Source organism: Rhodococcus sp. BP-332, from assembly GCF_019836065.1.
In the GTDB taxonomy this organism is placed as follows: Bacteria; Actinomycetota; Actinomycetes; order Mycobacteriales; family Mycobacteriaceae; genus Rhodococcoides.
Window position 1 is genome coordinate 619,323 of record NZ_JABUEC010000001.1, and the last position, 12,730, is coordinate 632,052.

13 protein-coding genes are annotated in these 12,730 nt (G+C 67.8%); all 13 read right to left on the reverse strand.

The window, feature by feature from the left end; translation table 11 throughout:
• Positions 1-3: 3 nt before the first annotated feature.
• The 13 genes from kdpF to HQ314_RS02920 all read right to left on the reverse strand — a co-directional run bounded on the left by kdpF (position 4) and on the right by HQ314_RS02920 (position 12,499).
• Positions 4-102: a K(+)-transporting ATPase subunit F gene (gene kdpF, locus HQ314_RS02860; RefSeq protein ID WP_027504979.1), complete on the reverse strand. Its 99-nt coding sequence runs from the start codon at positions 100-102 to the stop codon at positions 4-6.
• A gap of 236 nt (positions 103-338) precedes the next feature.
• Positions 339-1,223, reverse strand: a complete 885-nt coding sequence (gene mutM / locus HQ314_RS02865; RefSeq protein WP_056445093.1) for a bifunctional DNA-formamidopyrimidine glycosylase/DNA-(apurinic or apyrimidinic site) lyase — start codon at positions 1,221-1,223, stop codon at positions 339-341.
• On the reverse strand, positions 1,216-1,998 hold the full coding sequence (gene rnc, locus HQ314_RS02870; protein ID WP_222649230.1) for a ribonuclease III: 783 nt from the start codon (positions 1,996-1,998) through the stop codon (positions 1,216-1,218). The genes mutM and rnc overlap by 8 nt, the downstream gene beginning before the upstream one ends.
• Positions 1,999-2,000: 2 nt before the next feature.
• Entirely contained in the window at positions 2,001-2,183 is a 183-nt protein-coding gene (gene rpmF, locus HQ314_RS02875) for a 50S ribosomal protein L32 (protein ID WP_027504976.1), read from the reverse strand.
• A gap of 81 nt (positions 2,184-2,264) precedes the next feature.
• A complete protein-coding gene (locus HQ314_RS02880) occupies positions 2,265-2,840 on the reverse strand; it encodes a DUF177 domain-containing protein (protein WP_374197807.1) in 576 nt (191 codons plus the stop codon).
• A gap of 108 nt (positions 2,841-2,948) precedes the next feature.
• Positions 2,949-3,722, reverse strand: a complete 774-nt coding sequence (locus HQ314_RS02885) for a DivIVA domain-containing protein (protein WP_027504974.1) — start codon at positions 3,720-3,722, stop codon at positions 2,949-2,951.
• Between the two features lie 137 nt (positions 3,723-3,859).
• Positions 3,860-4,342, reverse strand: a complete 483-nt coding sequence (gene coaD / locus HQ314_RS02890) for a pantetheine-phosphate adenylyltransferase (protein WP_027504973.1) — start codon at positions 4,340-4,342, stop codon at positions 3,860-3,862.
• Between the two features lie 14 nt (positions 4,343-4,356).
• Positions 4,357-4,944 carry a 16S rRNA (guanine(966)-N(2))-methyltransferase RsmD gene (rsmD, locus tag HQ314_RS02895; RefSeq protein ID WP_056445096.1) on the reverse strand — a complete coding sequence of 196 codons (588 nt, stop codon included), beginning with the start codon at positions 4,942-4,944 and terminating at the stop codon, positions 4,357-4,359.
• A gap of 13 nt (positions 4,945-4,957) precedes the next feature.
• Positions 4,958-8,365, reverse strand: a complete 3,408-nt coding sequence (locus HQ314_RS02900; RefSeq protein ID WP_222649231.1) for a pyruvate carboxylase — start codon at positions 8,363-8,365, stop codon at positions 4,958-4,960.
• A gap of 135 nt (positions 8,366-8,500) precedes the next feature.
• Entirely contained in the window at positions 8,501-9,172 is a 672-nt protein-coding gene (locus tag HQ314_RS02905; RefSeq protein WP_027506987.1) for a GntR family transcriptional regulator, read from the reverse strand.
• Positions 9,173-9,258: 86 nt separating this feature from the next.
• A complete protein-coding gene (locus HQ314_RS02910) occupies positions 9,259-10,251 on the reverse strand; it encodes a transketolase family protein (protein ID WP_027506988.1) in 993 nt (330 codons plus the stop codon).
• The gene (locus HQ314_RS02915; protein WP_374197725.1) at positions 10,248-11,150 is read right to left on the reverse strand and encodes a transketolase; all 903 of its coding nucleotides are present in this window, start codon (positions 11,148-11,150) and stop codon (positions 10,248-10,250) included. Before HQ314_RS02915 ends, HQ314_RS02910 begins: the two co-directional genes overlap by 4 nt.
• Positions 11,141-12,499 carry an MFS transporter gene (locus HQ314_RS02920; protein ID WP_056445436.1) on the reverse strand — a complete coding sequence of 453 codons (1,359 nt, stop codon included), beginning with the start codon at positions 12,497-12,499 and terminating at the stop codon, positions 11,141-11,143. Before HQ314_RS02920 ends, HQ314_RS02915 begins: the two co-directional genes overlap by 10 nt.
• Positions 12,500-12,730: the final 231 nt, after the last annotated feature.

Below are 12,730 nucleotides of genomic sequence, written 5' to 3' on the forward strand. Positions count from 1 at the left end.
GGCTCAGAACCTCTCGGGGTCGAGCAACGCGATCAGCAGGTACACCGCAAGTGCCGCGGAGACCACGATCAAGATCACGCTCTCGATTCCGGCGGCGGTCATGCGGATCGACCGAGTCGAAGAACGGTGAACACCAGCGCAGCGAAACCTGCTGCCGCGGTGAGTAGGTAGGCCAGGTCAGCCATGGATGCAATCCTCGTGAAACGGCGACGACGTGCCGGCGGATGCTCGGCAGCTACGCCAGCGTCCACCCCCTACGCGCCCATCTCGGCCTTACTGACGCTCTGTTGACGCTGCGAGCAGGCGCTTTGATGCGATCTTTACGCCACGCACCGGAATCATCCCCGCCGAACCCTCGGCGCCGGCTGACACTTCGGACAGCTGAAGGACGACCGATTCATGAACTTCTCGCGGCGGATGGGAGCGCCGCAGCGAGGGCACGGGAGTCCCTCCTGGCCGTATGCGGCCAGTGACCGGTCGAAGTACCCAGACTGACCGTTCACGTTGACGTACAGCGCGTCGAAGGAGGTGCCGCCCTGCGCCAGTGCCTCCCCCATGACAGCGTGCGCGTTGTTCAGCAACCTGCGCAGCGCCGGGCGAGTCAGTGAATCGGTGAGTCGATTGCCGTGGATCTTGCTGCGCCACAACGACTCGTCGGCGTAGATGTTGCCCACGCCCGACACGACGGTCTGATCGAGGAGCGCGCGCTTGATCTCGGTGTGCTTCCCCCGCATCGCCGTCACCACGGACTCCGCGTCGAACTGGGGGTCGAGTGGGTCGCGGGCGATGTGCGCCACGGGAACCGGGACCCGGGAGCCGTCGACCTCGACGAGGTCGGCGACGGCCCACCCGCCGAACGTCCGCTGATCGACGAATCGCAGATCCGTGCCGCTGCCCAGTCGGGCGCGGATGCGGAGATGCTTCTCGTCGGGTGCGTCCGCGGGCTGGACGAGCATCTGCCCGCTCATGCCCAGGTGCACCACGATCGACTCGAGCGGCCCGGTCGCGTCGTCGTTCGCGGCGACCACGAGCCAGAGGTACTTGCCACGGCGCTCGGCGGACACGACGGTGGTGCCGGCCAGTCGCGACTGGAGATCGAGACTTCCCTCGAGATGCCGTCGAGCGGCACGCGGATGCAGGACCTCGATGTCGACGAGGGTCTCCCCCACGACGTGCGACGCGAGTCCGCGTCGCACCACCTCGACCTCGGGAAGTTCAGGCATTCCGGTCGGACGACATCTCCGGGGTCGGGCCGGCGATCAGCGCTGCGGAGGCCGATTCACTGAGAGCGTTCCAGGCCGCGCTGGCGGCGCGCTGCTCGGCTTCCTTCTTCGAGCGACCCACGCCCTGCCCGTGCGGCGATCCGCCGACGAGCACGGTGGCCGTGAACTCCTTGTCGTGGTCCGGTCCCGTCGCGGTGATCTCGTACGCGGGAACACCGAGACCCTTCTCGGCCGTGAGCTCCTGCAGGCTGGTCTTCCAGTCGAGGCCGGCACCGAGACGCGGTCCACGCTCGAGCAACGCGTCGAACAGACGCAGCACCACCTCGCGTGCGACGTCGATGCCGTGCTCGACGTGGATGGCGCCGAGAAGCGATTCCATGCCGTCCGCGAGGATCGACGGCTTGTCGCGCCCACCGGTCATCTCCTCGCCCTTGCCCAGAAGCAGGTGCGCACCGAGTCCGCCGTCACCCAGTTGGCGAGCCACCTCGGCGAGCGCGTGCATGTTGACCACGCTCGCGCGGATCTTGGCCAGCTCGCCCTCCGACTTGTCGGGGTGGGCGCTGTACAGCTGCTCGGTGATGCTCAGACCCAGAACGGAGTCTCCGAGGAACTCGAGGCGTTCGTTCGTGGGCAGACCACCGTTCTCGTACGCGTACGAGCGGTGGGTGAGAGCGTGGACGAGCAGGTCGTGGTCCAGAGACACGCCAAGAGCGGCGAGAAGCGATGCATGATCTTCCTCGCCGCTCCGGTCTGTCGCTGGCGACTGTGAGGTCACCGTCAGACTGCCGCGGTGACCTGGCGACCCTTGTAGGTGCCGCAGTTCGGGCACACCGTGTGGGGCAGGGTCTTCTCGCCGCACCCGCGGTTGGGGCAGGTGATGAGGGTGGGTGCAGTGGTCTTCCACTGGCTGCGTCGCGATCGGGTGTTGGACCGCGACATCTTGCGCTTCGGAACAGCCACTTCTACTTCTCCTCGTACTCGTTCGGTGCAATGTCGTGCTGGTGAAGCACGGGTCGTGCAGGCGCAGGGTGCGCCGGCCGACTAGGTCTGGTCGGTGTCGGTCTGCAGCTTCGCCGCGAGACCGGCCCAGCGAGGATCAATTGTCTCATGCGCATGACCCGGTTCCGCAATCGACAGGCGGATGCCGCACTCCGGGCACAGTCCCTGGCAGTCCTCGGTGCACAGGGGCCGCAGCGGCAGGGTGAGCCCCGCCACGTCCACGATCAATGGTTCGAGATCGATCGCGTCGTCCTCGACCCGGTAGAGATCGTCCTCGTCCGTGGTGGCCTCGGTGACGCTGTTCGGGTACGCGTACAGCTCCGTGAGGTGGAGCTGCACGTGTGACGTGAACGGCTCGAGGCACCGCGAGCACTCACCGACGGTGTCGGCGTCGACCGTGCCGCTGACGAGCACACCCTCGGACACGGACTCGAACCGGAGATCGAGATCGATGTCGGCCCCCTCCTGGATCGCGATCAGGTCCAGACCGATGCGCGACGGGGAGGGAACGGTGCGAGCGACCGGCATCATCGACCCTGCGCGGCGACCCAGACGACGGGTGTCCACCACCAGCCCCGAGACGGGTTCGGCGGAGTGGCGACGACCAGCGGGAGACAACGAACGATCCTTTCACGGGCGGTGCGGGCAACCACTCCACGATACGGGAGCGTCAGGTCAGCGCCAAATCACACCAGCCATCCCTGCGAGGAGGGATCTGCGTGGCGGTCAGTAGCGCGAGCGGCCCTCACCACGCGAGTCGGCGAAATCGGTGTCGTAACTCGGAACGCCACTGCCGGTGCGGAGCTGCTGCCGTCCCCGACCGACGGACCGCAACGTGCCCGAGAGGATCTCCTCGAACTCCGCGAACTTCGTGTCGACGTAGAGGTCGCACTCGGTACGCAGACGATCGGACTCGGCGTGCGCCGCGTCGATGACCCGAGCGGACTCCGCGTGCGCGGACTGCACCACCTCGGTCTGCGAGACCAGGCGCTCCTGCTCGGCGAGACCCTCGGCGACGGAACGCTCGTAGGCCGCCTTGCCGGCGTCGATCGAGCGAGCGGACTCGACGCGGCCGCGCTCGGTCAGCGTCTCGTACTCGTGCTCCGCGTCCGCGATGGTGGCGTCGGCGCGCGCGGTGGCGTCGGCGACGAGGCTCTCGGCGTGCGCGGTGGCCTCGGCGACCATCCGGTCGGCGTGGGCCTTCGCGTCGGCCAGGAGTCGATCGGCCTCGTCCCGCGCGTTCTCCACCGTGCTGGTGGCTTCCGCGTCGGCCGACGAGATCGTCTTCTCGGCACCGGTCCGTGCGTCCGACACCAGCTTGTCGCGGTGGTCCAGCACGTCCTGCGCGTCGTCGAGCTCACCCGGAATGGCGTCTCGAACGTCGTCCAGCAGCTCCAGCACATCACCACGCGGGACGACGCATCCCGCGGTCATCGGGACGCCGCGCGCCTCCTCGACGATCGCTACGAGCTCGTCGAGCGCCTCGAATACCCGGTACACCGTGCTCGGCCCTCACTTCGATCGACAGTCTCTGACTTCGGCGACCACACCCGTCGGGCGCGATCTCCGGTGTCAGTGTGCCCGGTACGCGCACCGGTCCGCACGATTGTCCCCCGGTGTGTCGCCGTCCGGCCCGGTCAGGAGCGCTCGGCGAGCCGGGCCAGCAGTCGGTCGTGCACGGCGGCCGGGACCATCGTCGTGACGTCTCCGCCCAGTCGCGCGATCTCCTTGATGAGCGAGCTCGACAGGCTGCTGTGCACCGGGTCGGTTCCGAGGAACACCGTGTCCACGCCGGTGAGGCGCCGGTTCATCTGCGCCATCTGCACCTCGTAGTCGAAATCGGCGGCGTTGCGCAGACCCTTGACGATGGCGGTGGCCCCGGACTCCGACGCGAAGTCGACGAGCAACCCCTGCCACGTCGCGACGCGCACACCCTGCAGATGAGTGGTGGCCTGCGCCAGCATCTCGACCCGTTCGTCGACGGTGAAGAGTCCACTCTTGTTGGGGTTCACCACCACCGTGACGATGACCTCGTCGAATTGCGTTGCGACGCGCGAGATCACGTCGAGATGACCGTTGTGGATCGGATCGAAGGATCCCGGGACCAGGGCGCGGCTCATGGTGGGTGAACGTATCAGCTTCCCTGTGCGGGGTGCTCGATCTGCGCGACCTCGAACCGGGCCATGTCGATGCGAGCCTCGCCGTAGCGCTTGGCCTTCAATTCGACGAGCCCAGCGGGCCACAGCGTCGCGGGCGAGCGCGAGGACCGCTCGACGACCACGAGGGCGTCCTCGGCGAGCCATTCGCCCTCGACGAGTCGGTCCAACACCGAGGACACGGCGCCGTCCGACACGGAGTACGGAGGATCGGCGAGCACGAGGTCGTAGCGGCGCTCCGGTGTCCCGCCGACGACGGCCGCGACGGGCGCGGTACGCACCTGCGCTCCCGGCAGTCCCACGGACTCGATGTTCCGGGCGACCACGGCCGCCGCGCGCGCGTCGTTCTCGACGAGGAGGACGTGCTCGGCTCCGCGCGAGAGCGCTTCGAGGCCGAGAGCGCCCGATCCCGCGTACAGGTCCAGCACCGACGCACCGTCGAGGTACATCCGGCTCTCGAGCGCACTGAAGAGCGCCTCTCGGACCCGGTCCGCGGTGGGTCTGGTGCCGCGGGACGGCACGACGAGCGAACGCCCGCCGGCCGTCCCGGCCACGATCCTGGTCACTGCGAGAACCCTGTCAGGAGCGGTCGGTGGTGTCGCCGACGGCGATGACGCAGATCAGGTCCCCGCCCTCGACCTGCGCGACACCGGACAGAGCCAGACGGGTGACGGTGCCCGCCCGCGGCGCGGTGACGGCTGCTTCCATCTTCATCGCCTCGATCGTCGCGACGGTCTCCCCCGCCGACACCGACTGCCCCACCTCCGCGGTCAACGTCACCACACCCGCGAACGGCGCCGCCAGATGTGACGGATCGTCCCGGTCCGCCTTCTCCGTCGTCGGCGCATCCGCCGAGATCGACCTGTCCCGCACCGACACCGGCCGCAACTGTCCGTTGAGGATGCACATCACCGTCCGCATCCCCGCCTCGTCCGGCTCCGAGATCGCCTCCAACCCGATCAGCAGATCCACACCCTTCTCCAGGCGCACCCGATGCTCGTCGCCCTGACGCAACCCGTAGAAGAACTGATTCGCCGACAACCCCGAGGTGTCCCCGTACTTCTCCCGGTGCTCCGCCAACTCCTTCGCCGGCCCCGGGAACAACAGATGATTGAGACGATCACGCCGCTCCGCCGACGTGCCGGAGAGCAGCACCTCGTCCTGCGTCGTCAACGTCGCCTCCCCACGCCCGGCGCCGCGCCCCGCCAACGCGGTGGTGCGGAACGGCTCCGGCCACCCACCGGCCGGGGTGCCCAGATCGCCGCGCAGGAACCCGATCACCGAATCGGGGATGTCGAACTTCCCCGGATCCGCCGCGAAGTCCTCCATCGACACCCCCGCACCGACCAGGTGCAACGCCAGATCGCCCACCACCTTCGACGACGGCGTCACCTTGATCAGCCGGCCCAGCAACCGGTCCGCGTCCGCGTACGCCTTCTCCACGTCCTCGAACCGGTCCCCCAGACCCAACGCGATGGCCTGCTGACGCAGGTTGGACAGCTGCCCACCCGGAATCTCGTGGGTGTAGACCCGCCCGGTCGGGGCGGGGAGCCCGGACTCGAACGGGGCGTACACCTTTCGGATCGCCTCCCAGTACGGCTCCAGATCGCACACCGCCGCCAGATCCAACCCGGTGTCCCGCTCGGTGTGCGCCGCCGCCGCCACGATCGCCGACAACGCCGGCTGACTGGTCGTGCCCGCCATCGACGCCGACGCCCCGTCCACAGCATCCGCGCCGGCCTGCCACGCCGCCAGGTACGTCGCCAACTGACCACCCGGGGTGTCGTGGGTGTGCACGTGCACCGGCAGATCGAAATTCTTGCGCAGCGCCGTCACCAACGTCGTCGCCGCCGGCGCCCGCAGAAGCCCCGCCATGTCCTTGATCGCCAACACGTGCGCGCCGGCGTCGACGATCTGCTCCGCCAACCGCAGGTAGTAGTCGAGGGTGTAAAGCTTCTCGTCGGGGTTCGACAGGTCACCGGTGTACGACATCGCCACCTCGGCGATCGTCGTGCCGGTCTCGCGGACGGCGTCGATCGCGGGGCGCATCTGATCGACGTTGTTCAGCGCGTCGAAGATGCGGAAGATGTCCACACCCGTCGCCGCCGCTTCCTCGACGAACGCTGTCGTCACCCGCTTCGGGTAGGGGGTGTAGCCGACGGTGTTACGCCCGCGCAGCAACATCTGCAGGGCGATGTTCGGCACCGCCTCCCGCAGCGCCGCCAACCGCTCCCACGGATCCTCGTGCAGGAACCGCAGCGCCACGTCGTACGTCGCACCGCCCCAGCACTCGATCGACAACAGTTCGGGTGTGGTCCGCGCGACGTAGGGGGCGACCATCAGCAGTCCCGAGGTCCGCACGCGCGTGGCCAACAACGACTGGTGGGCGTCGCGGAACGTGGTGTCGGTGACGCCCAACGCCTTTCGCTGACGCAGGTCGCGGGCGAAGCCTTCGGGACCGAGCTCGAGCAGCCGCTGCCGAGACCCGTCGCGCGGCGCGACGGACAGATCGATGTCCGGCAGCTTGTCCTGTGGGTAGACCGTGCTCGGACGCTCGCCGTGCGGCTTGTTCACCGTCACGTCCGCGAGGTAGGTCAGGATCTTGGTACCGCGATCGCCGGACGACCGCGCCGTCAACAGCTCGGGTCGCTCCTCGATGAACGACGTCGTGACGTTGCCCGCACGGAAGTCCTCGTCCTGCAGAAGTCCCTGCAGGAAGCCGATGTTCGTCGAGACACCGCGGATACGGAACTCCGCCAACGCCCGCCGCGACCGCGCCACCGCGTCCTCGAACGTGCGACCACGGCAGGTGAGCTTCACCAGCATCGAGTCGAAGTACGCCGACACCTCCGCACCCAACGTCGTCCCGCCGTCGAGACGGATGCCCGCACCGCCCGGCGTCCGATACGCGGTGATACGGCCGGTGTCCGGGCGGAACCCGTTCGCCGGGTCCTCCGTCGTGATGCGGCACTGCATCGCCGCACCCCGGATCCGGATGTCCTCCTGCCGCAACCCCAGATCCTCGAGTGACTCCCCCGAGGCGATCCGCAACTGCGACTGCACCAGGTCGACATCGGTGATCTCCTCAGTCACCGTGTGCTCGACCTGGATCCGCGGATTCATCTCGATAAACACATGGTTACCGTCCCGGTCCACCAGGAACTCCACCGTGCCCGCACACGAGTACCCGATCTTCCGCGCGAACGCCACAGCGTCACTGCACAACCGGGCCCGCAGCTCGTCCGAGATGTTCGGCGCCGGCGCCAGCTCCACCACCTTCTGGTGACGGCGCTGCACCGAGCAGTCACGCTCGAAGAGATGGATCACATCGCCGTGGGTGTCCGCGAGAATCTGCACCTCGATGTGCCGCGGCTCGACCACCGCCTGCTCCAGGAACACCGTCGCGTCACCGAACGCCGACTCCGCCTCCCGCGCCGCCGCCTCGATCGCCGCACGCAACCCCGACGGCTCCGCCACCCGCCGCATACCGCGGCCACCACCGCCCGCGACCGCTTTGACGAACACCGGGAACGTCATCGACTCCGACGCCGCCACCAACGCATCGACGTCCGTCGACGGCTCCGACGACGCCAACACCGGCAACCCGGCATCCTTCGCCGCCGCGATCGCCCGCGCCTTGTTACCCGTCAGCTCCAACACCTCCGCCGACGGACCCACGAATGTGATCCCCGCCGCCGCACACGCCGCCGCCAACTCCGGATTCTCCGACAGGAACCCGTACCCCGGATAGATCGCGTCCGCACCCGCACGCACCGCCGCGTCGACGATCAGATCCACCGACAGGTAGTTGCGCACCGGATGCCCCGGCTCACCGATCTCGTACGCCTCGTCGGCCTTCGTCCGATGCACCGAATTCCGGTCCTCGAACGGGAACACCGCCACCGTCTGCGCCTCGAGTTCGTACGCCGCACGGAACGCACGGATCGCGATCTCGCCGCGATTTGCCACCAGCACCTTGGAGAACATTCCGGTCAACCTACCTTCAGTACGGGCGAGACGGAGCTATGACTTGTCCAGATATGAGACACGTGCGGAGCGCAGCGAGCAGCCGTCGTGGTGCCGGGACAGTAGCGCCGATCACGTCCACGCCGCTCGCATCTCCTATGCAGAAATGTCGGCGGAGAGATTCGCGGCGGCCCACGTCATGTGTTCCGCCACCGAGGCGCTGGCAGCCGCGCCGTCGCCCGATCCGATCGCCTCGACGATGCGGCGGTGTCGGTCGGTGTCCATGTTCCCGACCGCGCGAGACTTGCCGGCCCACATGATGGACATGCGGATCGAACCCTCGAGGGACGTCCACGAGTGCACCAGGGTCTCGTTGCCGGTGAGCCGGCAGAGCAGTCGGTGGAAACTGAGATCGGACTCGATCCGGGCCTCGAGATCACCGTCACCGGCGGCGTCCATCAGGTCGAGCGCGCTCGACAGGCCGGCGACCGACTCCTGCCGATCGTCTCGCTCCGCGAGCAGTGCGGCAGCGGTGGACTCGAGCGCGGCGCGCACGACGAAGATGTCCCTGATCTCCTTGTCGTCCAGATGCCGCACGTACAGCCGACCCCGAGCGCCGATGACGGCGAGCCCCTCCTGCTGAAGCTGCCGCAGGGCCTCGCGCAACGTGCCTCGGCTGATCTGCAGGCGCTCCGACAACTCCGTCTCCACCAGCGCGGAACTCGGACGCAGCTCGCCACTGGTGATGGCCCGACGCAGCGCGTCGAGAGCCTGATCGCGCAGATTCGTCTTCTGCAACCCCAGGAGCGTGGCGGGCTGTGCGGCCATGGAGACCTCCTCGAAACGGTGATGTCGACAGCTGCCGGTCGACAGTGATCTCAGGGTAACGGCCGCCCGTGTCGATCCGGCACTGCTCACCGCAACGCCGCGAGAACACGCTCCTCGATGCGGTCGGTGGACAACCCGTAACGATCGTGGAGCGTGGGGAGTGCGCCGGCGGCCAGGAACTCGTCGGGCAGCGCGATGGGAGTCACCTGACGCACCGTGCCGGACTCGACGCACGCCGAGGCGACCGTCTCGAAGAGCCCACCGATGCGGGTGTGGTTCTCGAGGGTGAATGCGGCCCGGTCGGTCGAGAGTTCGCGCAGTACGGTCTCCGCGTCGAACGGTTTGATCGTCGCCACGTGCACCACCGACACGTCCACCCTGTGCTTCGCGAGTCGCTCGGCGGCCTGGAGCGCACGCATGGTCATCAGACCGGACGACACCAGCACGACGTCGTTGCCCGGTCGAATGACCTTGGCCTTGCCCAGTTCGAAGGTGTAGTCGTACTCGTCGAGTACCGACGCGACCTTCCCGCGGAGCAACCGGAGGTAGGTCGGGCCCGGAGTCGCGGCGAGTTGGGGAACGGCCTGCTCGATGTCCACGGCATCGCACGGGTCGACGATGGTGAGGTTCGGCATTCCGCGGAAGATCGCCATGTCCTCGGTCGCCTGGTGACTCGGCCCGTAGCCGGTGGTGAGGCCCGGGAGTCCCCCGACGATGTTGACGTTCAGATTCGGCTCGGCCGCGTCGAGGCACAGGAAGTCGTACGCGCGGCGCGCCGCGAAGACCGAGTAGGTGGACGCGAAAGGAACCAGGCCGGTCTCCGCCATGCCCGCCGCGGCGCCGAACAGCAATTGCTCCGCCATCCCCATCTGGAAGAAACGGTCGGGGAAGGCCTGCGCGAAGATGTGCATGTCGGTGTACTTCGCCAGGTCGGCACTGAGGCCGACGATGCGCGAATCCTGTTCCGCTGCACGGACGAGCGCGTGTCCGAACGGGGCCGCCGTGGTGCGCTGACCCTCGTCGACGAACGAGGCGATCATCGCCGACGTCTTGAGCTTGGGGGCGGATGCGGTGGTCATGAGTGGTCTCCCTCGTGAAATTCTGCGTCGTGGAAGCGAGCGGTGAGCTGATCCCGGCACACGCTCCACTCGTCCTCGTCGATACGCATGAAGTGCGCCTTCTCGCGGGTCTCGAGCATGGGTACGCCGAACCCGATCCGCGTGTCGCACACGACGACCGACGGGGTGCCGGTCGGCGACGTCCGCGTCGCGATGTCGTCCAGGGCGTCCAGCAACGCGCCCGCGTCGTTGCCGTCGACACGGTGGACGGACCATCCCGCGGCCGCCCACTTGTCCTGCACCGGTTCGATGCCCAGGACTCCCGCGGTGGGTCCGTCGGCCTGCAGTGCGTTCATGTCGACGAGTGCGACGAGGTTGCCCAGTCGGTGATGAGCGGCTCCCATCGCGGCCTCCCACGTGGAGCCCTCGTCCAGTTCCCCGTCCGACAGGAAGTTGAACACGAGTGACGGCGACCCCTGGTGACGCAGTCCCAGAGCCATTCCCACCGCCACCGGCAGTCCGTGTCCCAGCGAGCCCCCGCTGATCTCCATCCCGGGCGTGTAGGACGCCATTCCGGACATGGGGAGCCGCGAATCGTCGGAGCCATAGGTCTCGAGTTCGGAGACGCTCACCGTGCCCGCTTCCGCGAGCGCCGCGTAGAGCCCGATGGCGTAGTGGCCGGTCGAGAGCAGGAAGCGGTCCCGCTCCGCCCAGTGCGGATCCGCCGGGCGGTAGCGCAGCCGTCCGCTGTAGACGGCGGCGAACATGTCCGCCGCTCCCAGTGCCTGACCCACGTATCCCTGACCCTGCGCTTCGCCCATGTCGAGGACGTGATGGCGCATGGCGTAGGCGAATCGCTCCGCGGCGCGGATCCGTGTCGTGCGGTCGGTGGTGATGCTGTCGGTGACGGTCACAGCGATTCCTTTCGAGAGGTGGCGGTCGCGACGAGGTTCTCGTCGAGCTCGGCCTGGAGTGCGAGTCGTCGTTCGGTGGGGCCCCACGTCTCACGGGTGGACAGGGCGGCGAGGAGACCGATCAGCGCGTAGACGCTGAAGAGGACTGCCGGCCCCATCCAGCCGTAGGAGACGAAGAGCAGCGTGGTGATGAACGGTGTGAAGCCGGAGACCATGGCCGAGATCTGGTAGGCCAGTGAGGCTCCGGACGCTCGGCGACTCGCCGTGAAGAGTTCGGGGAACCACGCGCCCTGCGCACCGGCGAGCGCGTTCTGGCACACGGTGTAGGCCAGGACGAAGGTGACGGCGACGAGGATGAAGGTGCCCGTGTTGACGAGGAGGAACATCGGGATTCCGAACAACACCCCGAACGCACACACTCCGATGTAGACGGGTCGGCGGCCCATCCTGTCCGTCAGAGTCGCCCAACCGACGGTCGCGACGATGCCCAGCGCCGACGCGATGCAGAGAGCGGTCAGGGTCTCGGACTTCGTCGCCAGTTCCTCGTTGTGCAGGTACGAGATCATGTAGGTGATGGACACGGCGTAGCCGGCGGTCTCGGCGATGCGGAGTCCGATACCCCGCAGGATGTTGCGCCAGTCCTGCTTCACGGACTCGACGATCGGCGCACGCTGGACCTGGCCGGACTCCTTGACCTCGTCGAACACCGGGGACTCCGGGACCTTGGATCGAATGATCAGCCCGACGACGACGAGGACGATGCTGGCGAGGAACGGAACGCGCCAGGCCCAGTCGCCGCCGAGGTGCACGCTGAACAGGAACACCAGGTTCGCGAGCAGGAGACCCACCGGGAATCCCGCCTGCACGATGCCGGTGAACGCGCCCTTGCGCCGCCACGGGGCGTGTTCGTAGCTCATCAGAATCGCTCCGCCCCACTCGGCACCGAACGCCAGTCCCTGGACGATGCGGACGATGACCAGCAGCACGGGCGCGACGACGCCGACCTGGGCGTAGGTGGGCAACAGACCGATGACGAACGTCGCGAGTCCCATCACGATGAGCGACGCCACCAGAACGGGCTTGCGCCCGACACGATCACCGAGGTGGCCGCCGATGATGCCTCCGATCGGGCGTGCCGCGAAGCCGACGCCGAGCGTGGCGAAGGCGGCCAGGGTGCCGGCCACCGAACTCTGGCCCGGGAAGAACGCCGTTCCGAAGTAGAGCGCCGCGGCGGTGCCGAAACCGATGAAGTCGTACGTCTCGATCACCGCGCCGACGGACGACCCCACGGCGACGCGCTTGGCGTCGGGTGTGCCGTGGACCTGCCCGCGCATGGCCAGAGTCTCGCTGCTCATGACTACCCCTTTTCGAGGTGTTGGAGGTGTGAGGAAAGGGTGACGGATGCCGTCATCGATTACGAGTGTGACCCACCGCACGTTCAGTGTCAACAGTCAACTGTTGGTGTCCAACAGTTGACTGAACCGCAGTCCGGGTCTTACTGTGTGCTGCATCACGACGAGCCTTCGCAGGCGGCCGACACCGGCCGTCGCCCCTCTCGAACCGTGACACCAGCCTCGACAGCCGTT

Excerpts from the sequence above, each read along its gene's own strand:
- kdpF (WP_027504979.1), bottom strand. The coding sequence starts at position 102 with ATGACCGCCGCCGGAATCGAGAGCGTGATCTTGATCGTGGTCTCCGCG.
- mutM (WP_056445093.1), bottom strand. The coding sequence starts at position 1,223 with ATGCCTGAACTTCCCGAGGTCGAGGTGGTGCGACGCGGACTCGCGTCG.
- coaD (WP_027504973.1), bottom strand. The coding sequence starts at position 4,342 with ATGAGCCGCGCCCTGGTCCCGGGATCCTTCGATCCGATCCACAACGGT.
- HQ314_RS02900 (WP_222649231.1), bottom strand. The coding sequence starts at position 8,365 with ATGTTCTCCAAGGTGCTGGTGGCAAATCGCGGCGAGATCGCGATCCGT.
- HQ314_RS02905 (WP_027506987.1), bottom strand. The coding sequence starts at position 9,172 with ATGGCCGCACAGCCCGCCACGCTCCTGGGGTTGCAGAAGACGAATCTG.
- HQ314_RS02910 (WP_027506988.1), bottom strand. The coding sequence starts at position 10,251 with ATGACCACCGCATCCGCCCCCAAGCTCAAGACGTCGGCGATGATCGCC.
- HQ314_RS02920 (WP_056445436.1), bottom strand. The coding sequence starts at position 12,499 with ATGAGCAGCGAGACTCTGGCCATGCGCGGGCAGGTCCACGGCACACCC.